General features: G+C 48.3%; 24 protein-coding genes and 2 pseudogenes. 22 read left to right on the forward strand and 4 right to left on the reverse strand.

Annotation, left to right across the window (positions count from 1 at the left end; translation table 11 throughout):
- Window positions 1–33: 33 nt before the first annotated feature.
- Together BM056_RS20570 and BM056_RS20575 are read left to right on the forward strand one after the other, a co-directional pair.
- Window positions 34–741 (forward strand): M48 family metallopeptidase, encoded by a 708-nt coding sequence (locus tag BM056_RS20570; protein ID WP_165613639.1) that lies wholly within the window; start codon window positions 34–36, stop codon window positions 739–741.
- A 59-nt stretch (window positions 742–800) separates the two neighbouring features.
- Entirely contained in the window at window positions 801–1,145 is a 345-nt protein-coding gene (locus BM056_RS20575) for a DUF4870 domain-containing protein (protein WP_092473993.1), read from the forward strand.
- A gap of 24 nt (window positions 1,146–1,169) precedes the next feature.
- On the opposite strand, the gene BM056_RS20580 is transcribed toward BM056_RS20575, so the two are convergent.
- The gene (locus BM056_RS20580; protein WP_092473995.1) at window positions 1,170–1,466 is read right to left on the reverse strand and encodes a late competence development ComFB family protein; all 297 of its coding nucleotides are present in this window, start codon (window positions 1,464–1,466) and stop codon (window positions 1,170–1,172) included.
- A gap of 356 nt (window positions 1,467–1,822) precedes the next feature.
- Between BM056_RS20580 and BM056_RS20585 the strand changes: the two genes are divergently transcribed.
- Together BM056_RS20585 and BM056_RS20590 are read left to right on the forward strand one after the other, a co-directional pair.
- Window positions 1,823–2,362: a carbonic anhydrase gene (locus BM056_RS20585; RefSeq protein ID WP_092474100.1), complete on the forward strand. Its 540-nt coding sequence runs from the start codon at window positions 1,823–1,825 to the stop codon at window positions 2,360–2,362.
- A gap of 113 nt (window positions 2,363–2,475) precedes the next feature.
- Window positions 2,476–2,673, forward strand: coding sequence for a DUF1540 domain-containing protein (locus tag BM056_RS20590; protein WP_092473997.1), 198 nt, complete (start codon window positions 2,476–2,478; stop codon window positions 2,671–2,673).
- A gap of 63 nt (window positions 2,674–2,736) precedes the next feature.
- Here BM056_RS20590 and BM056_RS20595 read toward each other — a convergent pair whose 3' ends face one another.
- Window positions 2,737–4,086 (reverse strand): MFS transporter, encoded by a 1,350-nt coding sequence (locus BM056_RS20595; RefSeq protein WP_238456575.1) that lies wholly within the window; start codon window positions 4,084–4,086, stop codon window positions 2,737–2,739.
- Window positions 4,087–4,182: 96 nt separating this feature from the next.
- On the opposite strand from BM056_RS20595, the gene BM056_RS20600 reads away from it, so the two are divergent.
- From BM056_RS20600 to carB, 6 genes are all read left to right on the forward strand, one after another.
- Window positions 4,183–4,458 carry a YqhV family protein gene (locus BM056_RS20600; protein ID WP_092473999.1) on the forward strand — a complete coding sequence of 92 codons (276 nt, stop codon included), beginning with the start codon at window positions 4,183–4,185 and terminating at the stop codon, window positions 4,456–4,458.
- Between the two features lie 180 nt (window positions 4,459–4,638).
- Window positions 4,639–5,187 carry a bifunctional pyr operon transcriptional regulator/uracil phosphoribosyltransferase PyrR gene (gene pyrR / locus BM056_RS20605; protein ID WP_092474000.1) on the forward strand — a complete coding sequence of 183 codons (549 nt, stop codon included), beginning with the start codon at window positions 4,639–4,641 and terminating at the stop codon, window positions 5,185–5,187.
- A gap of 146 nt (window positions 5,188–5,333) precedes the next feature.
- Window positions 5,334–6,272 carry an aspartate carbamoyltransferase catalytic subunit gene (locus BM056_RS20610; protein WP_092474002.1) on the forward strand — a complete coding sequence of 313 codons (939 nt, stop codon included), beginning with the start codon at window positions 5,334–5,336 and terminating at the stop codon, window positions 6,270–6,272.
- The gene (locus BM056_RS20615; RefSeq protein WP_092474004.1) at window positions 6,256–7,554 is read left to right on the forward strand and encodes a dihydroorotase; all 1,299 of its coding nucleotides are present in this window, start codon (window positions 6,256–6,258) and stop codon (window positions 7,552–7,554) included. The genes BM056_RS20610 and BM056_RS20615 overlap by 17 nt, the downstream gene beginning before the upstream one ends.
- Before the next feature lie 198 nt (window positions 7,555–7,752).
- Window positions 7,753–8,832 (forward strand): glutamine-hydrolyzing carbamoyl-phosphate synthase small subunit, encoded by a 1,080-nt coding sequence (carA, locus tag BM056_RS20620; protein ID WP_092474006.1) that lies wholly within the window; start codon window positions 7,753–7,755, stop codon window positions 8,830–8,832.
- Window position 8,833: 1 nt separating this feature from the next.
- Window positions 8,834–12,046: a carbamoyl-phosphate synthase large subunit gene (gene carB / locus BM056_RS20625; protein ID WP_092474008.1), complete on the forward strand. Its 3,213-nt coding sequence runs from the start codon at window positions 8,834–8,836 to the stop codon at window positions 12,044–12,046.
- Window positions 12,047–12,203: 157 nt separating this feature from the next.
- On the opposite strand, the gene BM056_RS20630 is transcribed toward carB, so the two are convergent.
- On the reverse strand, window positions 12,204–12,356 hold the full coding sequence (locus BM056_RS20630) for a peptidase (protein ID WP_092474010.1): 153 nt from the start codon (window positions 12,354–12,356) through the stop codon (window positions 12,204–12,206).
- A 100-nt stretch (window positions 12,357–12,456) separates the two neighbouring features.
- Here BM056_RS20630 and BM056_RS20635 point away from each other — a divergent pair, with 100 nt between their 5' ends.
- The 10 genes and pseudogenes from BM056_RS20635 (at window position 12,457) to lplA (ending at window position 21,216) form a co-directional block, all read left to right on the forward strand.
- On the forward strand, window positions 12,457–13,257 hold the full coding sequence (locus BM056_RS20635; protein ID WP_238456576.1) for a dihydroorotate dehydrogenase electron transfer subunit: 801 nt from the start codon (window positions 12,457–12,459) through the stop codon (window positions 13,255–13,257).
- Entirely contained in the window at window positions 13,257–14,171 is a 915-nt protein-coding gene (locus tag BM056_RS20640; protein WP_092474103.1) for a dihydroorotate dehydrogenase, read from the forward strand. The genes BM056_RS20635 and BM056_RS20640 overlap by 1 nt, the downstream gene beginning before the upstream one ends.
- Window positions 14,172–14,203: 32 nt before the next feature.
- Window positions 14,204–14,920, forward strand: a complete 717-nt coding sequence (pyrF, locus tag BM056_RS20645; protein WP_092474013.1) for an orotidine-5'-phosphate decarboxylase — start codon at window positions 14,204–14,206, stop codon at window positions 14,918–14,920.
- Between the two features lie 24 nt (window positions 14,921–14,944).
- Entirely contained in the window at window positions 14,945–15,832 is an 888-nt protein-coding gene (locus BM056_RS20650; protein ID WP_092474015.1) for an MBL fold metallo-hydrolase, read from the forward strand.
- A gap of 32 nt (window positions 15,833–15,864) precedes the next feature.
- The gene (locus BM056_RS27870) at window positions 15,865–15,933 is read left to right on the forward strand and encodes a KpnI family restriction enzyme N-terminal domain-containing protein (RefSeq protein ID WP_492207424.1); all 69 of its coding nucleotides are present in this window, start codon (window positions 15,865–15,867) and stop codon (window positions 15,931–15,933) included.
- A gap of 455 nt (window positions 15,934–16,388) precedes the next feature.
- A complete protein-coding gene (locus BM056_RS20655) occupies window positions 16,389–18,113 on the forward strand; it encodes an FAD-dependent oxidoreductase (RefSeq protein ID WP_092474017.1) in 1,725 nt (574 codons plus the stop codon).
- Complete coding sequence (locus BM056_RS20660) at window positions 18,106–18,459, forward strand: carboxymuconolactone decarboxylase family protein (protein ID WP_092474019.1); 354 nt, start codon at window positions 18,106–18,108, stop codon at window positions 18,457–18,459. The genes BM056_RS20655 and BM056_RS20660 overlap by 8 nt, the downstream gene beginning before the upstream one ends.
- A 54-nt stretch (window positions 18,460–18,513) precedes the next feature.
- A complete protein-coding gene (locus tag BM056_RS26970) occupies window positions 18,514–18,810 on the forward strand; it encodes a biotin/lipoyl-containing protein (protein WP_238456577.1) in 297 nt (98 codons plus the stop codon).
- Window positions 18,811–18,882: 72 nt separating this feature from the next.
- Window positions 18,883–20,225, forward strand: a pseudogene (locus tag BM056_RS20665) (dihydrolipoyl dehydrogenase family protein); the annotation flags it as partial.
- Between the two features lie 4 nt (window positions 20,226–20,229).
- Window positions 20,230–21,216 (forward strand): lipoate--protein ligase, encoded by a 987-nt coding sequence (gene lplA, locus BM056_RS20670; RefSeq protein WP_174549987.1) that lies wholly within the window; start codon window positions 20,230–20,232, stop codon window positions 21,214–21,216.
- A gap of 470 nt (window positions 21,217–21,686) precedes the next feature.
- Here the strand turns inward: lplA and BM056_RS20675 are convergent.
- A pseudogene (locus BM056_RS20675) lies at window positions 21,687–22,014 on the reverse strand (phage lytic cycle repressor MrpR family protein); the annotation flags it as partial.
- A gap of 97 nt (window positions 22,015–22,111) precedes the next feature.
- Here BM056_RS20675 and BM056_RS20680 point away from each other — a divergent pair.
- Together BM056_RS20680 and BM056_RS20685 are read left to right on the forward strand one after the other, a co-directional pair.
- Window positions 22,112–22,720: an alpha/beta hydrolase gene (locus tag BM056_RS20680; protein WP_092474021.1), complete on the forward strand. Its 609-nt coding sequence runs from the start codon at window positions 22,112–22,114 to the stop codon at window positions 22,718–22,720.
- The gene (locus tag BM056_RS20685) at window positions 22,683–22,973 is read left to right on the forward strand and encodes a universal stress protein (RefSeq protein WP_092474023.1); all 291 of its coding nucleotides are present in this window, start codon (window positions 22,683–22,685) and stop codon (window positions 22,971–22,973) included. The genes BM056_RS20680 and BM056_RS20685 overlap by 38 nt, the downstream gene beginning before the upstream one ends.
- Window positions 22,974–23,040: the final 67 nt, after the last annotated feature.

The raw sequence follows: 23,040 nt of genomic DNA on the forward strand, positions 1-23,040 counted from the left end.
CTTGATTTTTAAGTTGGTGATTTTTTGCCCAAGTTGAATATAGGTAACCGTGAAGTTGTTTTTACCGTCATCAAAAGCAGCCGGGCTAAAACAATCCGAATAACTGTTTGTGCTTGCTCAGGTGTGTTGGTTACGGTTCCCGGACATTGTCATACATATAACTTAAAGCATATTCTAAAATCAAAAGCCGATTGGATCTTCAGACAGCTTGATTTACTGTCGGAATTGGCCGGATGCCCGTTACCCCGGACCTTTGGTGATGGTGATAATTTTTTTTTCCTGGGCCGAAGATACTCGCTTAAGGTGACCGAGGGGGTTGGTGCAATTAAGCTTTTGAACGGGGAAATGCTAGTCCCGTGCCAAACCGGTCTTACCGGAGCCGAAAAAGCGGATGAGACTCGCAGGATTTTGCTGGAATGGTACCGGCTATGTGCTAATAATATTATAATGCCAAGAATTCAAAACTATGCCAGATTTATGGGGGTCAATCCTACCGGAGTTAAGATAAAGATGCAGAAAACTTGCTGGGGCAGTTGTACCGGCAGCGGCAATATTAATCTTAATTGCAATCTGGTTATGGCTCCACCCGAAGTTATTGATTATGTTATTGTGCATGAATTATGTCATTTGAAAAAGCGCGACCATTCAAAACAATTTTGGGAACAGGTTGAAGCTGTTATGCCTGACTACCAAAGCCGCAGGAGGTGGTTAAAAAAATACAGCCCGGTGTTAATTTTTTAACCGGGTGGCTTTACTTATTAGTGTGTTTAATTTTTTACTTATAACAAAAGAGGTGTTCAATGGTTTCATCAGAAAGCAAGCTGCTTAGCGCTCTTTGTCATGGTTCACTGTTTATTGGAATGCCGATTATTATTCCGCTGGTAATATATCTATTTAGAAAAGAAGACGAATATGTCAACCACCACGCCAGAGAGGCGCTGGCAATGCACATTATTTCTATAATACTTGGCCTGGTGGTGGGAATTTCGTGCTTGCTGTTGATTGGATTGCTTCTGGTTATACCGCTGGCCATACTGGGAATTATCTATGCGATTTTTGCTGTTGTGGCGATTGTTAAAAGCCTGTCGGGGGAGTACTACTACTATCCGATTACTACAAAGTATGCGAAATCCTGGTTTCAATAAAACAGCATGGCTCAGGTGCGGTGTTTATTCCAGCGTCAGCGGTTTGAAATTATGTTTTGGTTCGTTTAAAACCTTGCGAATGGCGTCCATAACAATGGCCACCAGGGCAGCATTTTCAGACGGAGATTGGAAACTGGCCTTGGCGGCCATCAATTCCGCGTCCGAGGTCACGTAACGCGGGCGCAGGTCGTTCAGTGCCATTGCCGCCGCTCTGGATTTACAAAGCTGGCAGTCGCAATAATTAGGTTTGGCGCTAAAATTTTCAAACAACTCATTAAGGATATTCTTTACCGCCAATTCGGTGTAATTAACTATTTTCATTCAATGGACCCCTTTTCAAGGATTAAAAATGGTTCGATTTTAGTATATGGGACTCAAGTTTCAGGAACAATGGGACTTAATTCTTAAATGGATGGGACTATAGTCCTATGATTAAGCAGATGTTGTCCTTGACAAACATTTAAAAAAAATTAACCAGTAGTGACAAAAAAATATCTTCATGCAGGATTAGATTGGAGTGCCGTCGAATAACGTACTTAGTACAAAATGTCACAACCATGGATAATAAGGTGAGTTGCCACAATTGGATTAATATCGTTAAATTATCAAGGAAGGGGATAAAGGGAATGAATTATGCCGATAAAAGTGAATTAAGGCACAATAAAAATGAATTACCCTTGGAACACCTGATACCGGTGACTTCCCGGGACAGTATTTTGGAGGAGTACCGGGGTACTCCCATTGAAAGTTTACTTGGCTATCATAATTTAGAATATTCCTTTGATAAATACAAGCATGCGGAATTGTTAATTGGTATGTGTATGGATTATCGGAAACACCTGAATATTCCAGATAATTTTGCCTACATATTACGTACGGGTGGAGGTAATTTAAGGTACAGTGAGTTTAAATTATCCTACGCCATTGCCATTGGCGGGGTAAAGGCCATAGCGCTAATAGGTCACGATAATTGTGGCATGGTCAACCTAATGTCCAAAAAAGAAAAATTCGTCCAAGGCTTGGTAGAGAATGCCGGCTGGGATTTGGAGCGGGCGGAAGAACACTTTACACATTTTGTCCCTATGTTTGAGATTGGAAACGAAGTGGATTTTGTAATCAGCGAAGCTAAAAGATTAAGGCTAAGGTATCCTAAAATCCTGGTGGTACCTATGTTTTACGGCATGGCAGATAAACAGTTGTATTTACTAAAGGAATAAATGCCAGAGCTTTACCAGCTATTTAAACGAAGCTGAATATTTTACTTCTAGCTGGATTATTGAATATAATTGAGATCCCTGCCAAATACTAATAAAAACAGGGAGGTGAAAGCATGCCTGATGTACACTGCACAGTGAATACCTGCAAGTATTGGCAGCAGCAAAACTTATGTAATGCCCAACAAATTGTAATTCAGAATGATAAACAGGGTGGTTTTGCACCTAGCGCCAAATTGGAACAGTTAAGTGCAACACCGGCAACCAATAATGATGAAACCTGTTGCCAAACTTTTAAAAATGCTCATGCATAAAATAAGGCACCTTTATCGGGTGCCTTATTTTCATTTTAGGAAAGTTAAAAAAGCAAGGCTATTTTACTGGTCTTGCTTTTTGGCATCGTCGGGCTGCCGGTCGTTTGGTGCTGGTTTCCGTACGGGGGTGAAAACAAATTCCAAGCTAACGGCCTGTCCGGGCGGCTCTGTTTTACCGTTACTTTGTTCATCAGGTTGGGTCATATCCTTTACCCGGATGAACAGCAGCGCGGTTATGGCTGTTACTCCGGCCAGGATCGCACCGCCCCAGTACATGTGGGCTTTACTGATATCCATAAGATAGCCGAACAAAGGTGGCCCCACTGCTACGCCAAGGAAACGTACACTGCCGTAAATAGAAGTCACCAGGCCCCGTTCTTCGGAAGCGGCCGTGCTGGTAATAATAGTGTTGAGGCAGGGCAGGAGCAGCCCCGTGCCTATTCCGGCAAAGGAAATTGCAACAAAAAAGTAATAGATGTTCTGAAATAGGTTTAATGAAGCCAGAGCAAGAGCGACCAGGGCCAGTCCAATTACCACCAGCCATTTCATTAGCTTAACTCTTTTTTTCAGGAAGAGTCCGGTTACATACGAGCTAATGCACATGAAAAGGACTGGTATGGCCAGGGTGGCCCCTTTTTTGATACCGTAAAGCCCCACGGATTTTTCCAAATAGTCGCTTAAGAAAAACAGTATGCCAAATAATATTAAAAGAGCGGTTGTGCCTGCCAGGAATGAGGCTAAAAGCATGGCTGATTTTTTTTTGAACACTTTTTGAATGGCTTGCATGTACTGGGCTACACTCTGAGTGGCCCGGTTGTCCGTGGGTTCCTTAACCAAAAACCAGATGCCCAGAATAATGGGGATGATGATAGCAGGGAAAAACAAAAAAGTGGCATACCAGGCTATCAATCCCAGGGCTGCGCCAAGAACCGGACTCAGTACCTTGCCCATGCCGTTGGCTGCTTCCACAACTCCCAGTGCTTTACTGCGCTGTTTACCCGCAAAAAGGTCGCCGGTTAGTGCCATGGCTATGGGGGTGGTGCCGGCTGCGCCGATGCCCTGAACAATTCTGCCGCCTACGATCCAGGTATAGGCTTTTTCCTGTAGAAAAATAGCTGACAGCCCTGCAATAATGCCACCTAAACCGTATAATATCAGCCCCGGCACAATAATTTTTTTACGACCAAGCCTGTCGGATAAAAAGCCGGCGAGCGGTATAAGCAAGCCGGGTACGGAAAAAGCGGTAATAATCATGCTGACTTTAAGTTGACTCAAATTAAGCGTCTCTTTGATTTCCGGCAAAACCGGGATCAACATGGAATTGCCCAGGACCATAATGAAAGGCACACCTGAAATAGCCGCTATTGTTGCAGCCCCGGCTTTACCCCTCATGGGATTTTCACATCCTTTCATCAACATTGAATATTTTATCTCAGCCCGGTTGATGGTATGCATTTATGCGCCTGTCCGCGCATATGAAAAAATAGTTAATGAAAGGGGGCGAAACAAATGTTTTATGTTTTTGATAAAATTGTTTTATCAATGGCGGCAGTGCGATTTTTATCCGCCACAATTGAATTTAGTGCTGCCATGTTGATGTTATATTTCAACCGGGTGGAACATGCATTTAAAATTAATTCTGTACTTGCCCTAGTAGGCCCAACTGTAATGATAACCGTGACTACCCTGGGTTTGGTCGGACTGGCCGGAAAAGTTTCTCCCTGGGGCATGGTGTCAATTTTAGCTGGCGTGGCTTTGATATTTCTGGGTGTTAGAAAAATATAAATTGACGTATGACCGCCTGAATGTTATCATGGTTTAAGTGAAATTTGCCTTGAAATCGGTCCCGTGAGGCCGGTAAGGATACATAGAGTAACCCAAAGACGGTTAAAAAACTACGTCTTTTCTATGCCTGCTTACCGGTAAAAGCAGGTTTTTATATTTTGTGCGGCGGGGGTGTTTTCCTTGACTAATTTAAAACAAAAAGCCAGGATTTTGGACCGGGACGGCATCAGGCGCGCCCTCACCCGGATAGCGCACGAAATTATCGAGCGCAATAAAGGGACCGAGGACCTGGTGTTAATTGGGATCAGGCGGCGTGGAGTTCCCCTGGCCAAGCGGCTGGCGGAAAAAATCAGGGAAATTGAAGGAAGCATTGTCCCGGTGGGAATACTGGATATTACTTTGTACCGGGATGACCTGTCCTCGCTGCATTCTCATCCGGTGGTCAGGCAAACCGAGGTTAGCTTTCCCGTCAAAGGTAAAAAAGTTATTCTTATTGATGACGTGCTGTTCACCGGCAGAACTATCCGGGCCGCCCTGGATGCCATAATTGACCTTGGCAGGCCCAGGAGCATTCAACTGGCGGCTCTGATTGACAGGGGGCACAGGGAATTGCCCATCAGGGCGGACTATATTGGAAAAAACGTCCCAACCTCCCGGCGTGAGCTGGTAGAAGTACGGCTTGACGAGACGGATGGAGAGGACGAAGTGATTATACAGGAAAAACCATAAACGTTGGTGCCATCCTTTTAAGCGGTCCCGCGAGGCCGGCAAGGGAGGGCCTGAATGTTAGCCCTGCCGGCCTCAACCGGGTTGTAATATATAATAACAATCCCGGTGAGGCTTTATTTATTTCTTATTGGGAGGGGGTTCCCGTATTGTTTAAACGCAAAAATTTGTTGGGGTTACAGAACCTTTCCAGGGAAGAAATCACATTTCTGCTGGATACCGCGGTGCCCATGAAAGACATTATCAGCAGGCCAATTAAAAAGGTGCCCACTTTACGGGGCAAGACAGTGGTCAACCTGTTTTACGAAAACAGTACCCGTACCCGCAGCTCCTTTGAGCTGGCTGCTAAATATCTAAGTGCGGACAGCATCAACATCTCCAGCTCGTCAAGCAGTGTGGCCAAGGGGGAGAGCCTTTATGACACTGCCCGCACGATTCAGTCGCTGGGAGCCGACGCAATTATTCTGCGGCATCCCATGGCCGGCTCGCCGCGGCTGCTAGCCCGGTCGGTTAACGCAGCGGTGATTAATGCCGGGGACGGAGCCCATGAGCATCCCTCCCAGGCCTTGCTGGATCTTTTTACGGTCCGGGAGCGGATGGGCCGGCTGGCCGGGCTCAGGGTGGCAATTGTCGGCGATGTGCTGCACAGCCGGGTGGCCCGCTCTGATATCTGGGGCTTTACCAGGATGGGGGCCGAGGTCAGTGTGTGCGGCCCTCCCACGCTGATTCCGCCGGGGCTTGACCGGATGGGCGTCCGGGTGTTTCACCGGCTGGAGGAGGCCCTGCCGGATGCTAATGTTATTATTATGCTCAGGATACAAAAAGAAAGGCAGCAGCAGGGCTTATTTCCCAGCTTGCGGGAGTACGCCATCCTGTACGGGTTAAACCGCCGGCGTCTGGCGCTGGCGAAAAGCGGCGCCCTGGTGCTGCACCCCGGCCCGATGAACCGGGGTGTGGAGATTTCGGCAGATATTGCAGACGGAACTTCAGCGGTGATTGAAGAGCAGGTTACCAACGGAGTGGCGGTGCGCATGGCGTTGCTGTACTTGCTTGCAGGGGGAGGTGAGCGGCATGAAAATGATTATTAGGGGCGGCCGGGTTCTGGACCCCGTCTCGAAAAGGGATGAAACTGCTGATTTATATATCCAAAATGATATAATCACCCCGCCGTTTGAGGTTGATTCCGGCACCCGGATTATTGACGCCGCCGGCAGACTGGTAGCCCCGGGCTTCATTGATATGCACGTGCACCTGCGTGAACCCGGTTTTGAAGCCAAGGAAACAATCGCCACCGGAGTGGCTGCCGCTGTTCGGGGCGGTTTCACCGGGGTTGCCTGCATGCCCAACACCAATCCGGTGACCGACAACGCAACGATAATTGAGTATATTAAAAGCAAAGCTTTAGAGGCCGGCCTGGCGGGTGTCTACCCCGTAGGTGCTATCACCCGGGGCAGCCGGGGCGGGGAAATGGCGGAACTGGCCGGAATGCGTGAAGCGGGCGCCGCAGCCTTCTCCGACGACGGGCAGCCCGTAAAGGATGCCGGGATGATGCGCCTGGCCATGCAATACTGTAAAATGCTGGGCGCAGTAATCATTTCGCACTGCGAGGAAAAAAACCTGGTGGCCGGAGGGGTAATGCACGAGGGATATTATTCCACCATTCTGGGCCTAAAAGGGATTCCCGCCGCAGCCGAAGAAGTAATGGTAAGCCGGGATATCATCCTGGCTGCCGAGACCGGGTGTCCGGTGCATATCGCTCACATCAGCACTGCCGGCTCGGTGGCGCTGGTGCGGGAAGCTAAAAAGAGAGGCATCAGTGTTACGGCGGAAGCGACGCCGCATCATTTTTCCCTCACGGACGGGGCAGTGGTGGATTACAGCACTAACGCCAAGGTGAACCCTCCCCTGCGCGGTGAGGCCGACCTGCGGGCTGTACTGGCAGGTCTGGCCGACGGAACTATCGATGTCATTGCCACGGACCACGCCCCGCACACCCATGATGAGAAAAACGTTGAGTTCGATCTGGCCCCCTTCGGCCTGGTTGGGCTGGAGACGGCGGTTGGTCTTGTTTGGAGCGAACTGGTGCATAAGGGGGTACTTACGCCGCTGCAGGCTGTAGCCAAGCTGTCATTAAACCCGGCCTCGATACTGGGTATAAACAGGGGAACTCTCTCTGAAGGCGCGGCAGCGGATATAACCATTATTGACCCGAACCTGGAGGAAACAGTGGATCCCGGCAAATTTGCCGGCAAGGGAAGAAATACTCCCTTTACCGGTCGAAAGCTAAAAGGGCTGCCGGTAATGACCATCGTGTCGGGGGAGATAAAATATGTTAAGGAGTCAGAAGTCAGGAGCCAGGAGTCAGAATGAAAAACGGTTGGTTCATCTTGAAGTATTGTTGAATTCTGATTGTTGTATCATGAATATAAAAGTGATTTAACTGTTATGGAGCAAGGAGTAAGAAGTTAGGAGCCAGCATAAGAGAATGTTTAGTTTATCTTTAATTATTCTGAATTCTGACTCCTGAATACTTGTATAGTCATTGTCCATCTGCGGAGGTGTATATTTTTGAAAGCTGTTTTAGCACTGGAGGACGGCACAATTTTTACAGGGCAGTCATTTGGCGCTGCGGGTGAGCAGTGGGGTGAGGTAGTATTCAACACCGGCATGACCGGCTACCAGGAAGTGCTTACCGACCCGTCTTACTGCGGCCAAATAGTGGTAATGACCTATCCCCTGATCGGCAACTACGGAGTTAACCGGGAAGACTATGAATCAATACGTTCTTTTATCCGGGGGTTCGTGGTCAGGGAAGCTTGCGATTACCCAAGCAACTGGCGTGCCACGTACAAGATCGATAATTTCCTGGCCCGGGAAGGAGTATTGGGCATCAGCGGAGTTGACACCAGGGCGTTGACCAGGCACCTGCGCAGCCACGGAACTATGCGGGGGGTAATTGGGACCGGAAATACAGATCCGGCTTTGCTGGTAGAAAAAGCCAGAGCCTGCCCCCAACTTACCGGCCAAAAACTGGTGGAAGAAGTGGCAACCAGCCAGATATACACCCTTCCGGGGGATGGCCCCAGGGTTGTGCTGATTGACCTGGGTTCCAAACACAATATTATCAGACGAATTAGGGATAGGGGGTGCTCAGTTATTGTAGTGCCGCCGGGCATAACGCCGGAAAAAATAGCTGAGCTGGCTCCCGACGGCGTGCTGCTGTCCAACGGCCCCGGAGACCCCACTGATGTACCTGCGACCATTGCTACAACCCGGGCTCTTATAGGTAAATACCCGGTGTTTGGTATCTGCCTGGGCAACCAAATCATGGCCCTGGCCCTGGGGGCGAAAACTTATAAAATGAAGTTCGGCCACCGTGGAGCCAACCACCCGGTAAAAGACCTGGCATCAGGCAGGGTGTATATTACATCGCATAACCATGGATTTTCCGTTGACGAGGAATCGCTAAAGGGGCTGGATGTGGACGTTTCCCACATTAACCTGAACGACAATACGGTGGAGGGTATTCGGCACAGGCATCTGCCGCTGTTCGCAGTGCAATACCACCCCGAGGCGTCCCCGGGACCACATGATTCCGACTATATATTTGACCAGTTTATGGATATGATGCGCGGGGAGGGCAGGTAAAATGCCAATAAAAGAAGGAATTAATAAGGTTCTGGTGGTGGGATCAGGCCCAATTATCATTGGCCAGGCGGCTGAATTCGATTATGCCGGCACCCAGGCCTGCCGTGCGCTGCGTGAGGAAGGGCTGGAAGTAGTATTAATCAACAGTAACCCGGCTACCATTATGACTGACGCCAACATGGCCGACAGAATTTATATCGAGCCCATAACTCCTGAATTTGTAACCCGGGTGATTAAAAAGGAAAGGCCGGATGGTTTTCTGCCTTCGCTGGGCGGCCAGGTGGGTTTAAACATGGCCCTGCAGCTTTCAGATCTGGGTGTGCTTGAGGAATACGGGGTCAGGCTGTTGGGCACCCCGCTGGACGCTATTAAAAGAGCCGAGGACCGTGAGGAGTTCAAGGCCACCATGGAGCGGATCAATGAACCTGTCCCAGAGAGTGTAATTGTAAGTTCTGTGGACGAGGCCGTGGAGTTTGCCAAGCAAATCGGCTTTCCCCTGGTGGTGCGTCCGGCTTACACGCTGGGCGGCACCGGCGGCGGCATGGTTTATAATATGAACGAGCTGATCAATACTTGTACCCGGGGCCTTAAAGCCAGCATTATCCACCAGGCGCTGATAGAGCGCAGTGTCGTGGGGTGGAAGGAAATCGAGATAGAAGTAATGCGGGATGGGGCGGATAACTGTATAACTATCTGCAGTATGGAGAACCTCGACCCTATGGGTATCCACACCGGTGACAGTATTGTGGTGGCGCCCACCCAAACTTTAAGCGATAAGGACTACCAGATGCTCCGCACTGCCGCGCTGAAAATCATCCGGGCATTGGGGGTGGAGGGCGGCTGTAACATCCAGTATGCTCTGGACCCCAACAGTTATCAGTATTATGTAATTGAAGTCAACCCGCGGGTATCCAGATCGTCTGCCCTGGCCTCCAAGGCCACCGGTTATCCTATTGCCAAAGTAACCAGTAAAATAGCCATTGGGCTGAACCTGGACGAAATCAAGAACGCGGTGACGGGCAAGACCTACGCCTGTTTTGAGCCGTCCATAGATTACACCGTCATAAAATTCCCTCGCTGGCCGTTTGACAAGTTTGCTGCGGCCGACCGTTCGCTGGGCACCCAGATGAAGGCCACCGGCGAGGTTATGGCCATCGACCGGACGCTGGAGGGCGCGCTGCTCAAGGCCATCCGCTCTCTGGAAATTGGCGTGCCGGGATTGATCTACCCGGGTATGGATGCATACACTGATGAGGATATCGAAAAGAAACTCTCACAGCCCAATGACGAGCGGCTGTTCGTACTGGCCGAAGCTTTGCGCCGGGGCATGCTGTTCGACCGAATTATCAGCCTGACCAAAATGGACCGGTTTTTCATTCAGAAGCTTGATAATGTGATTAAGCTGGAGGAAAAATTGCGGCGCCAGGGTGAAGCTGCCCTGACACCCGAATTCCTTTTGGAAGCCAAGCAAAAGGGTATGGCTGACACATACCTGGCCCAGGCATCAGGCGTACCGGCTGAAAGCATCAAGGAGCTGCGCGTGCGGCACGGCATTGAGCCGGTTTATAAAATGGTGGATACCTGTGCGGCTGAATTTGAGGCCGTAACACCTTATTATTATTCCTGCTACGATAGCGAAGACGAGGCGGAGCCTACGGACAAACGCAAAGTGGTGGTGCTGGGCGGCGGTCCTATTCGCATCGGGCAGGGCATTGAATTTGACTACTGCTCGGTGCACTCGGTTTGGGCGTTGAAAGAAATGGGTTTTGAATCAATTATTATCAACAACAACCCAGAAACCGTCAGCACCGATTTTGACACCGCCGACCGGCTTTATTTTGAGCCGCTGCTGCCGCAAGACGTGTTAAACATTGTGGAAAAAGAAAAACCGGAAGGCGTAATCGTGCAATTTGGCGGTCAAACGCCGATTAACCTGGCTGTGCACCTGGACCGGGCCGGGATAAAAATACTCGGCACTTCGATGAATGATATCGACCGGGCCGAGGATCGCCAGCGGTTTGACGCGCTGCTAAGCGACCTTGATGTGCCCCGCCCGCCGGGGGGCACCGCCACATCGGTGGCCGAGGCCGAAGAGATTGCCGGGCAAATAGATTTCCCGGTGCTGGTGCGTCCTTCCTATGTGCTGGGCGGCCGTGCTATGGAAATTGTTTATAATCTGGAAGATTTGAGAAACTATATGCAAAATGCCGTTAAGGTAACTCCGGAGCATCCTGTGCTGGTGGATAAATATTTCCTGGGCGAGGAAATTGAGGTGGACGCCATTGCCGACGGCGAAACTGTTCTGATACCGGGAATTATGAAGCATGTTGAAAGGGCCGGAGTGCATTCCGGGGACAGCATCGCCGTTTATCCTGCCAACCACCTGGATCAGAAGGTTCGCCACCAGATTGTTGATTATACGACCAGGCTGGCACTGGACCTTAAGGTCAGAGGCATGATCAATATTCAGTACGTGTTGTACAATGAGCAGATATATGTGCTGGAAGTAAACCCGCGGGCCAGCCGGACGGTTCCGTATATGAGTAAAATAACCGGTATTCCCATGGTTAACCTGGCTACCAAGATAATCATGGGCCGGAAATTAAAAGACATGGGCTACCAGGGCGGGCTTTACCCTGAAACCAGACTGGTTGGGGTTAAAGCACCGGTGTTCAGCTTTGCCAAGCTGCTGCAAGTGGATATTTCACTGGGGCCGGAAATGAAATCCACCGGCGAGGTGCTGGGAGTTGACGCCAGCTATCCGGTTGCCTTATACAAAGCGCTGCTGGCTTCCGGGGTGGTTTTCCCGGAACGGGGCAATATCCTGGTGACCGTGGCCGATAAGGATAAAGAAGAGGCTTTACCCATTGTGCGCGGTTTCTCCGGCCTGGGCTACAACATACTGGCTACCGCGGGCACGGCAAGCTACCTGGAAGAGCACGGGGTGGCGGCCAGGCGGGTAAACAAGGTGCGTGAAGGCTCACCGCATATCGATGATCTGCTGCGCCAGGGGGAAATTCACCTGGTCATCAACACGCTGACCAAGGGTAAGGCTCCCGAGCGGGACGGCTTTGTGATCAGGCGGGCAACGGTGGAACTGGCCGTTCCCTGCTTAACTTCCCTGGACACCGCCCGGGCCATTTTGGAGGTGCTCAGCGACTTCCAGGAAGGGGCCAGGGTTAACCTCATTCCGTTACAGGAATATCTGAATTAGAACAAAAAAGTATTTAGGAGTCGGAAGTCAGGAGTCAGAATGAAATAAAACTAAATACCCCGGACTGCCTTAACTGAGGCAGTCCGGGGTTTATCTTAACCGGGCGGCAAGCCCGGGAGAATTTTTGTTATAAAATATGTAAATAAAGAGGACCCGATTAAGCTCCCTGTTTTAGGGTTTCAACTGCTTTCATCAGGTCCAGATTGAGTTTTTTGAACCAGTCCATCAATTCGCTGTTTTTCAGAGCCTTTTGGTTATTGGACCGGATCATTTCAGTCAGTGCACTGACCGCATGTTCCCTGTCGGTCATCTTAACATCACCTCCTTAGTATAAATATATCAATATTAATATACCAGTGCAATGTAAAGTGTTAATGAATTTAATATTAAATTTTCTTGGGGGGATTGAATTGGCCCAGCTTGTCCAGGGTGAAATAACCGGTCATATGGAAAGGGCGCCAGGTATTTTTAAGCTGGAATTTATTGCTCCAAGCCTGGCCGCGCTGGCTCAACCAGGACAGTTTCTACATATTCGCTGCAGCGAGGGGAATGATCCGTTGCTGCGCCGCCCCATCAGCATTCACGCGGTGGACCGTGACCGGGGGAGGGTTAGCATACTCTTTCAAGTGGTTGGCCGGGGTACTGCTTTACTGGCCCGTCAAAAGACAGGTTTGCTTGACGTCATGGGCCCTCTGGGCCGCGGTTTTACCACCGGCAACCACGACTTTAATGGGACGGGCGGCATTGCCGTGGTTGGCGGCGGTATTGGAGCGGCCCCATTGTTCTTTTTACTGCAGGAGCTTGCGCGCTGCAGTGATCCTGCAAGGGTTAAAGTGCTGCTGGGAGCCAGGAGCGCGGACCAGATCCTTGTGAAGGAAGAAATTGAAAATATGGGTTTTTTCACAGAGCTGGCTACGGACGACGGCTCTGCCGGTTACCGGGGACCGGTGACGGAGCTGCTGTTGAGACGTCTTCCGGAAGGAGTCAGTTATATATACGCTTGCGGGCCGGCGCCGATGCTGAAAGCGGTATGCGCTTTACTGGGCGAGGCCGGAATACCGGGGGAGGTTTCCCTGGAGGAAAGAATGGCTTGCGGCGTGGGAGCCTGTCTGTCCTGCGCCTTTCAGGTTAAAGCTGAAGGCGGCGGGACCCATTACCGCCGTGCTTGTGTGGACGGGCCGGTTTTCCCGGCAGGGGAGGTGGTCTGGTGATCAATACCACGGTAAACTTGGGCGGTATCAAGATGAAAAATCCCGTAGCCACGGCCTCCGGGACTTTTGGCTTCGGGCTGGAATATCAGCCGTTTCTTCAATTGGAACAACTTGGCGCCATTGTTGTTAAAGGGACAACCCCGGCGCCCAGGCAGGGGAACCCGCCCCCGCGCATAGCTGAAACCCCCGCCGGCATGCTTAACGCCATTGGCCTGCAGAACCCAGGGGTGGATAAAGTGGCGGGGGAAATCATGCCGCAGCTGGTACACTTAAGGACCCCGGTTATAGTTAATATTGCCGGTGATACGGTGGAGGATTACGCGCTGGTGGCCCGTAAGCTGGACGGAGCGCCCGGTGTGGCGGGTCTGGAGATTAATATATCCTGCCCTAACGTTAAAAAGGGTGGAATTCAGTTTGGCAGTGATCCCCTGTCGGCAGCAGAGGTAACCAGGGCTGTCAAAGCGGCCACCAAGCTGCCGGTCATTGTCAAGCTTTCGCCCAATGTAACGGATATTGTTGCTATGGCTGCAGCTGTGGCCGAAGCAGGGGCGGATGCCCTGTCAATGATTAATACCCTGCTGGGCATGGTCATCGATGTCAACCGGCGTAAACCGGGGCTGGGCAATATCACGGGGGGCCTGAGCGGTCCGGCTGTGCGCCCCGTCGCGGTTCGTGCGGTGTGGCAGGTTTACCGGGCGGTAAAACTGCCCATCCTGGGGATGGGTGGTATTATGACGGCCGAGGACGCGCTGGAATTTATTCTGGCCGGGGCTACGGCAGTGGCGGTGGGAACGGCCAACTTCGTTAACCCCCGGGCCACCATTGAAATAATCGAGGGCATAGATAGCTACCTGCGCGAGCATGGCTTTAACGATATCAACCAGCTTACCGGCCTCGCGCACGCGGGGGTATAAGTAAACTAAAATGCTATAGGTGAGGTGGAAAATTGTCCAAAGAAAAGTTGATCGTAGCCCTTGACGTTAATAACAGAGCGGAAGCCATGTCCCTGGTTAAGGAACTGGCCGGTGTAACAGACTTTTTTAAAGTGGGGATGGAGTTGTTCTACTCCGAGGGCGTCGGTATCGTCCGGGAAATTGCTGCAGCAGGGGCTAAAGTTTTTCTGGATTTAAAGCTGCACGACATCCCCAATACTGTTGGGCGGGCGGCCCGGGTGCTGGTGCGGTCCGGGGCTTCGATTATCAATGTGCACGCTGCCGGGGGCGGAGCCATGATGCGGGCCGCCGGCGATTCCGCCCGTGAAGAAGCCGCGAAGTTGGGGCTGCCGGCGCCTGCGGTGGTGGCGGTTACTGTTTTAACCAGCATAGACAGTAATGCTTTCACCAGGGAAATGGGGTATACCGGTGCAATTGAAGACCGGGTGCGCACCTGGGCACTGCTTGCCCGGGAGTCCGGACTGGATGGAGTGGTATGCTCGCCGCGGGAAATTAAAATGGTTCGCAAAGCATGTGGGCCGGATTTTAAAATTATTACCCCTGGGATCAGGCCGGCCGGGTCTGATTTAAATGACCAGCGCAGGGTAATGACGCCGGGTGAGGCGATCAAGGCCGGTGCCAGCCAGATTGTGATTGGCCGGCCTGTTACCGGTGCGCCGGACCGGTGCGCGGCGGCAGCGGCTATATTGGCCGAATTGTCCGGCGCTTAATCTGATTTGGGGTGGTGTTTTACTTTGAAATTAAATAAAATAACGGAAAATGTATACTACATAGATTCTGCCGTCAATATGGGCTTGATTGTAAATGAAGCCAACGAAGCATTGTTGGTGGATACCGGGATTGACGACAGTGTGGCGCGCAAGGTCAAAAGGCTGGTGGAGGAATGCGGCTATAAACTGCGGGGAATTATACTCACCCACGCCCACGCGGACCACTGCGGCGGGGCTCCCCATCTGGTAAAAACAACAGGGGCGGCTGTTTATGCAACTGCAACAGAAAAACCGGTGCTGGAATGCCCGGTTCTGGAACCTGTTTACCTATTTGGCGGCGCTTACCCTCCGGCACCTTTCCATAATAAATTTTTCCTGGCCGGCGGAGTGGGTGTTGATGAAGTTATCGCGCCCGGTGCACAAAAAATCTGCGGGTGCGAGGTTGAAATAGTTGATCTGGCCGGACATACTTTGGGCCAGGCGGGTGTGGCGGTTGCAGGAGTGCTTTTCTGTGCTGATTCCGTAATTGCCCCCGGGGTTATTGATAAACACGGGATCCCCCTGAACGCGGACCTGGCAGGCGCGCTGGAAACGTTCAACCGTCTTGAGGGCAGGCGGGAAAACTATTACCTGCCTGCCCATGGAACACTGGTGGAGGATATAGTCCCGGTGGTCGGCGCCAACCGTCAGAGAGTTATTGATACCATGGAATGCATCAAAGGCTTACTGGAAAGTCCTAAAACCGTTGAGGAAATTCTTGCCGTAGCCTGCAGTAATTTTAATATAAATATTAACAACATGGGGCAGTATTACTTAATGCAGCTGACCATAATGGCCTACCTCTCATATCTGGTTGACCGGAAGGAAATCACAACAGAGTACTCCGGAAACAGACAGAGTTTTAAAAAATAATCCCCCCATGCCGCTAAATTATTTCGAGATTAATAGACGCCAGACGCATAAGGGAATTACGTGATGAGGAAGGGATGCAGATTCGCACCCATAATGAATGATAGGGCAGACTTGGGTCAACCAAGGCAGCTGCATTTTATAACCTTATTCCCATTTACGCAGTTATACTTGCACAGTTATTTCTCAGTCTGCTGTACCCTAAAGGGTACAATACTGTTTTTACTCAAGAGGGATATTAATTATCCCTGTTATCTCTGGTTAAAATAACCCCAACAATCAGGCCAAATATTTAACACAGTTTGCCACAACACAAAAGCATACCCTGCCACGGTATAAAACTTTTTTATTCTTTAATTACCTAGTGCTACTTATAAGTAGTTATGGTTCACCACTTGACAAACTAACCAAAGAGTAATATTTTAACCTTATACATATACCCATGGGGGTATGGGTATAAGGTTAAAATATATTTTCCCCCTAGTTGCATGCGGCACAATCAAAAGGATAAAGCTGTTCAAAAAAAGTTTTTTTTAGGAATGATAGGAGGAGATAAAATATGTCTGCTAACAAAATAGTTGTTATCGGCGGTGTGGCAACCGGGCCGAAAGCGGCAGCAAGAGCCAGGCGCTGTGATCCTAAAGCGGAAATAACCATTATCGAAAAAGGTGATTTTCTTTCCTATGCCGGGTGTGGAATGCCTTTTTATATCGGCGGCATTGTAAAGGAACCCAATGATCTGATGAGCAGCCCCATCGGGGTTGTCCGTGACGCCTCTTTTTTTAAAAGTGTCAAGGATATTAACGTGCTTACCAGAACAAAAGCTGAGACAATTGACTGCAGCGCCAAAACAGTTGAAGTAATTGAGCTGTCAAGTGGAGAAAAAAAGAAAATTCCCTATGACAAGTTAGTACTGGCTACCGGTAGCAATGCCAACCGGCCGCCAATCCCCGGCATTAACCTTAGTAATGTGTATACACTGGGCAATATGAACGATGCTATTGCTATTAAACAAGCCTTGCTAAAAGCTGAAGTTAATAAAATGGTTTTAGTCGGAGCCGGTCTGATTTCCCTGGAACTGGCACATGCCATTCAAGAGCTAAAACCGGGTATGGACATTACTATCGTTGAGCTGATGGAATATTTGATGCCTGCTCAATTGGATCCGGAAATTGCCGCTCTGGTGGGCAAACATCTGAAGCAAAAGGGAATAAAACTGTTAACGTCCCAAAAAGTATCCGGCTTTGAGGGGCAGGGACAGGTACAAAAGGTAAATACAGTAACAGATACTCTTGACGCTGATTTAGTAGTAGTATCCGCCGGTGCCCGCCCTGAAGTTGAACTGGCAGTAAAAGCCGGAATAAAGCTGGGACCCACCGGAGCTATAGCTGTTAATGAATATATGCAAACCAGCGACCCTGATATCTATGCCGGAGGTGATTGTGCAGAGAATGTTCATTTTGTAACTAAAAAACCGGTCTATATCCCAATGGGCTCTACTGCAAACCGTCACGGGCGGGTGATCGGTGACAATGTGACCGGGGGAAAAGACACCTTCCCCGGCGTTCTGGGTACCACAATTGTAAAAGTATTTGATTTTAATGTAGGACGCACTGGAGTTAGTGAAACTGAAGCTAAAAAGCTGGGTTATGGGGTTACCACCTTTATTTGTCCAAACCCGGACCGTGCCCATTTCTATCCGGGGCACAATTTGATTGTAATCAAGCTCATTGCTGACAGCAAGACCCGGAAGCTGGTCGGTGCTCAAATAGTGGGAACGGGAGATGTTAATAAACGGTTGGATGTGGCAGTGGCTGCGATCAGCATGGGAACCACGGTTGATCAACTGGCTAATTTTGATCTTGCCTATGCCCCGCCGTTTGCCACTGCTATGGATGCTATGACCCATGCCGCCAATTCCCTGCGCAATAAACTGGACGGGCGGGCCAAATCTATCAGTTCCCTGCAGGTTAAAGAAAAACTGGACAGAGGAGAGGATTTTATTCTTCTGGATGTCCGTTCCCCCAAAGAATATGAGGAAGCCAGACTGCCTTATGCTAATGTTAAATTGATTCCGCTGGGTAAATTACGCGAACGGCTTGGGGAGCTGCCCAAAGATAAAGAAATTGTTACCTTTTGTAAGTTAAGTATGAGAGGCTATGAGGCGCAGGGCATCCTGGAAGGTGAAGGGTTTACAAATGTTAAGTTCTTCGAGGGTGGAATTGCCGCCTGGCCCTTTGAGGTTGATACCGAAAAATTTAAGGAGGTCAAAACAAATGCCTGATGTAAAAAAAATTTTAAACGATTTAATGAATGGAACCAGTGCGGTAGCCCGCCAGCAGCCCGAATTATTCAAGAGCTTCGGGGGATTTACTAATGAAGTGTTTAAAGAGGGGGCTCTTTCTGTAAAACATAAAGAGCTGACAGCCCTTGCTATTGGCGTCTATGCCAGATGCGAGTACTGTATAGTTCACCATGTTTATGCGGCCCTGCAGGCCGGTGCTACCCCGGATGAAATTATGGAAATGGCAGGAGTGGCAATGGCCTTTGGCGGCGGCCCCTCAATGGCTTATACAGTTACCCTGGTACGAGAGTCCGTCGAAGCTTTTTCCAAAAAGAGTACCTCGTAATTAAAAAACTGAGGCAGCCAAGGTGCTGCCTCGCCCTTTAAGGGGGAAAGAAAAATGCTGTTTGAGATAAAATTAGAGAAATTATCATACGATGTCACAGAGAAAAAGGTAACAAGAATCTATAAAGGAGTGGGGGACGAGTTAAATGTAGGGGAAATTTTGTTTGATCTTGAGGGTGGGAAAGCCAATATCCCGGTAAAATCAGAATTTAATGGAACTATAGAAAGTATTTCTGTTGAAGTAGGGCAAGTCGTTAAAATAGGGGATATTTTAGCTGCCGTAAACGGAGAAAAGGCGGAAGCAGAAAGCTCAATAAAAGCCGCAGGTTATTACGGTTACTTTGGCCTGTAAAAACCGCAGGAGTGGGTTTTGGAATGTGATATCGTCATCCTTGGGGGGGGACCCGGAGGGTATGTTGCAGCAATCCAAGCTGCAAAATTAGGAGCTCAAGTTGTATTAGTAGAGAAGGATACCGTAGGCGGAACCTGCCTTAATAGAGGATGCATCCCAACAAAAGCTATGGCACGTTTAGCAGAAATTTATAATAATCTAAAAAATGCGGAAGATTTCGGATGCTTTGCCGAAAATATTGGTATTGAAGTCAAAAAAGTAGTGAGCAGAAAAAATCGGATAGTAAACCAGTTAGTGCAAGGAATTCATCATCTCTTGGATAGGCATAATGTAAAACTTATAAGCGGTCAAGGCGAGATTAGGAATCAGGAAACCGTATTTGTTAAAAAAAATATGGAAGAAACGACGATCAAGACAAAGAACATCATCATTGCCACAGGTTCAGCGTCGTCTTTGTTAAATATACCCGGGGCGGGACTGGAAAATATAATAACCTGTGGTCAGGCTATGCAGCTGGAAGAACTGCCCCGCAAGCTGGTTATTATCGGGGGCGGCGTAATTGCATGGAGTTTGCCTTCATTTTTGCCAATTTCGGTGTAGAAGTAACCGTTGTTGAATCTCTGAATGAATGTCTATCTGGTTTTGATCAAGACGTGTGCGAAGAAATAACGCAAATTGCAAGCGATATAGGAATTAGAATGTATTTCGGTGCGAAGGTAGAAGAAATTATTAAAAGTGAAGATGGTATGTGTGTTGTTTCCTTTAACCAACAAGGAAGAGTAAAGTACATTTTGGCCGAAAAGGTCCTCATGGCAACAGGAAGGAAACCTTTCTTTGAAGGGTTGGGAGTTGAAAAGTTAGGCATAGAACTCAATAATTCCGGAAGAGGAATTAAAGTCAATGAACGCATGCAAACCAATATCCCCAATATTTATGCTATTGGCGATGTAACTGGCAAATTAATGCTGGCTCATGTTGCTTCCCATCAAGCTATGGTAGCCGTCAAAAATATTATGGAAGATCCTTGTCAAATGGAATATAACGCCGTTCCCAGCGCTATTTTTACATATCCGGAAATAGCAGCTGTAGGTACGTTAGAAAAGGATGCGGTAAAACAGGGACTAGAAATTGAAGTTGGTAAATTCCCCTTTGCTGCCAATGGTAAGGCTTTGACCTTGGGCTAAAACAGAGGGTTTATTAAGATAATCAAGGAAAAATCGACGGGTAAGATTATAGGATGTACTATCATAGGGCCACATGCCACAGATCTCATTGCAGAACTTGCTTTAGCAGTGAAAAATCAGTTGACAGCAGAACAAATTGGTGAAACCATTCATGCCCACCCCACAACTGCAGAGGTTGTGTATGAAGCGGCTTTAGCCCTTGAAGGCGGTGCTATTCATTTTTCTGAATAGTAAAGTGGACGCGAAAATAATTCGATCATCTTCGCATGACCCCTGGTACAACTTAGCTTTAGAAGAAACACTTTTAAATCAGGTCCAGGAAAAGCAGATCATACTGTATTTATGGCAAAATGAAAACACAGTGGTGATTGGAAGAAATCAGAATGCCTGGAAAGAATGTAGATGCAAGCAATTGGAGGATGAAGGGGGAAAACTTGCCCGCAGGCTCTCCGGAGGCGGAGCGGTTTTTCATGATTTGGGGAACCTAAACTTTACCTTTATCATGGACAAAAAACTATATGATTTGGAACGACAGCTTGTAGTCATTCTGCAAGCGATAAAAAGATTAGGGGTCGATGCTGAGTTTTCTGGGCGCAATGACCTTGTGGTTCATGGGAAGAAGTTTTCAGGCAATGCCTTTTATTACAGAACAGATAAAATGTACCACCACGGAACACTGCTGGTAAACTCGAACCTGACAAAGCTTACACGCTACCTACAGGTTTCCAGGGAAAAGATCGTGTCCAAGGGAATTGATTCTGTGGAAGCCAGAGTGGTGAACCTATCTAATTTAAACGCTAATATTACAATTAAGAGCATGATGGAATGTCTGAAGGAAAGCTTTCTTAATCATTATGGGGGAACCTGGCGGCAAGCAAAAGAGTTTAATGCGCCGCTGGATATAGAAAGTTTATATGGTAAATATGCTTCCTGGGAATGGAGATACGGGGAAACCCCTGAATTTAATATCTGTTATTGCCGTAGGTTTGTTTGGGGGGAAATAGAAATCCGGTTGAGGGTGGAGAACGGGTATATTGCTTCAGTGAAGGTTTACTCAGATGCAATGGAAGTTGATTTAATATATAGTCTCGCTGAATTTTTAGAACGTCTTCCTTTCAAAAAGGAGAAAATTCTTAGTGCAGTTAGCAGTATACCCGTTACTAAAGGGAAACAATATTTCATTAGAGACTTGCGAATATGGTTGGATACAAAATTAGAATAGGTTAGTACACTAAAGACCGTGGATCAGCGTAATATAAGGATATAAAAGGAATTTACAGGCTATGTATACTTCGACAAGCGGCGGTCCGCCTCGACTGTACATAGCGAGGGTAACCGTAAACAAAAGAATCATTTCTTGTGTTTATGTGGCACCTTAAATGAGATTAGAAGAAGGTAGTTATGATTTGGGGTAGCGCCCGGTCTTCGGCACCAACCGGTAACCCAAGCGCTCCGCTCCTCAAAGTTACCACTGACCGAGGCATCACAAAAAAACCAGACAGCATATTGGAACTGGGTTGAGGAGATGGTTCTTGCTCCTATTAAAGCGGAACATCCTGATTTATATTTCAGAATATGTGAACGGTACAGAAATAACATAGCAAGTCTGAAATACTTCCGTTGGTGAATGTGCAGGCCGTGGTGGCAAAGCATTCTTCGGCCAGTTGTCTTCTTGGCGACCTTATGATGGTTTATGTGGGTGCCGGTATAATCCGGCTGTAAAAAGCCACTCTTTAGGTCGGTAAGCTTTCCAGTAAACTCTAAGAATCTCAAGATTAGCTTCAGAAAGCAGGGCATATCGATCTTTACCGCCTTTGGCATTGCGAATGAACAGTTGCATTTTATCGCTATGAATATCTGAAACTTTAAGGGAGGCCACTTCACTTAGGCGAAGTCCAGCCCCATAGAGGGTCATAAGAATGCATTTATCTCGCAAATTGTCACAGACGTTAAAAAGGGCTTGGATTTCCTCTTGGGTAAGTATGTCAGGGAGTTTGCGTGGTTTACGGTGGCGAGGGATACACAGCTTTAAAACATTACAGGAACTACCGCACCAGCGGTTTAGTGCTATGAGCATAACACGAAGCTGGTAAATTAGAATTTACCGGAGGGCAACCATGACAAGAATTAACATTGACGGAATACCGTCCCTGATATGGGGTGAGAAGTCAGACAAGGTGTTTATAGCCGTACACGGCAAGATGAGCAGTAAGGAGAACTTTACGCATTTTGCTTCCATCGCCGAAAGCAAAGGTTATCAGGTGCTGAGTTTTGATTTGCCGGAACATGGAGAACGTAAGAAACAGGCATATGCGTGCAACCCTTGGAATGGCGTTCATGATTTACAGCTTATTATGAATTTCGCCAAGCATAATTGGCCGGAATTAAATCTCTATGCGGAAAGTTTGGGAGCCTATTTTAGCCTCCTTGCTTATCAGAAAGAACCGCTTCAAAAATGTCTATTCCTTTCACCTGTATTGAATATGGTTCATCTGATTGAAAACATGATGAACTGGACGGGAGTAGACACAGCCAAACTTCAGGTACAAAAGGAGATACCAACATCATTTGGAGAAACGCTTTCATGGGAATATTATAATTTTGCAAGGCAGAATGAAATCAGGCATTGGGGTGCGCCGACAGCAATCTTATGCGGAAGCAAGGACAATTTAACAGACAGAAAAACCGTTGAAGCAAATTGTTTTAGATACAAATGTAATAAATGAAGAATGTCGACAGCAATTTGCCTTAATACTGGAAAACGCAAAAACAATTTTTTCGGACCAGGGAGTTTCCGTAAACGCAGTCCTAATGCAAGGTGACCCTGCTAGCGTACTAATCAATTACGTAGAAAAGAACGGCATTGACAAGATCATAATAGGCAGCCGGGGTTTAGGTCTTCTAAAATCGGCTATACTGGGTAGCGTAACCTATAAAGTACTGCATAATGTCAAAATACCTGTAACAGTGATCAAGTAGACTCGCAATAAAAACTTTAAAGTGTGAATAAACGGGACACAATTATATAGAATAACGCTTGTGGGCA

It is taken from the genome of Desulfotruncus arcticus DSM 17038 (assembly GCF_900113335.1).
In the GTDB taxonomy this organism is placed as follows: domain Bacteria; phylum Bacillota; class Desulfotomaculia; order Desulfotomaculales; family Desulfallaceae; genus Desulfotruncus; species Desulfotruncus arcticus.

Excerpts from the sequence above, each read along its gene's own strand:
- BM056_RS26970 (WP_238456577.1), top strand. The coding sequence starts at position 18,514 with ATGCTGTTTGAGATAAAATTAGAGAAATTATCATACGATGTCACAGAG.
- BM056_RS20630 (WP_092474010.1), bottom strand. The coding sequence starts at position 12,356 with ATGACCGACAGGGAACATGCGGTCAGTGCACTGACTGAAATGATCCGG.
- BM056_RS20655 (WP_092474017.1), top strand. The coding sequence starts at position 16,389 with ATGTCTGCTAACAAAATAGTTGTTATCGGCGGTGTGGCAACCGGGCCG.
- BM056_RS20680 (WP_092474021.1), top strand. The coding sequence starts at position 22,112 with ATGACAAGAATTAACATTGACGGAATACCGTCCCTGATATGGGGTGAG.
- carB (WP_092474008.1), top strand. The coding sequence starts at position 8,834 with ATGCCAATAAAAGAAGGAATTAATAAGGTTCTGGTGGTGGGATCAGGC.
- BM056_RS20615 (WP_092474004.1), top strand. The coding sequence starts at position 6,256 with ATGAAAATGATTATTAGGGGCGGCCGGGTTCTGGACCCCGTCTCGAAA.
- BM056_RS20590 (WP_092473997.1), top strand. The coding sequence starts at position 2,476 with ATGCCTGATGTACACTGCACAGTGAATACCTGCAAGTATTGGCAGCAG.
- BM056_RS20660 (WP_092474019.1), top strand. The coding sequence starts at position 18,106 with ATGCCTGATGTAAAAAAAATTTTAAACGATTTAATGAATGGAACCAGT.
- BM056_RS20580 (WP_092473995.1), bottom strand. The coding sequence starts at position 1,466 with ATGAAAATAGTTAATTACACCGAATTGGCGGTAAAGAATATCCTTAAT.
- BM056_RS20575 (WP_092473993.1), top strand. The coding sequence starts at position 801 with ATGGTTTCATCAGAAAGCAAGCTGCTTAGCGCTCTTTGTCATGGTTCA.
- BM056_RS20595 (WP_238456575.1), bottom strand. The coding sequence starts at position 4,086 with ATGAAAGGATGTGAAAATCCCATGAGGGGTAAAGCCGGGGCTGCAACA.
- BM056_RS20600 (WP_092473999.1), top strand. The coding sequence starts at position 4,183 with ATGTTTTATGTTTTTGATAAAATTGTTTTATCAATGGCGGCAGTGCGA.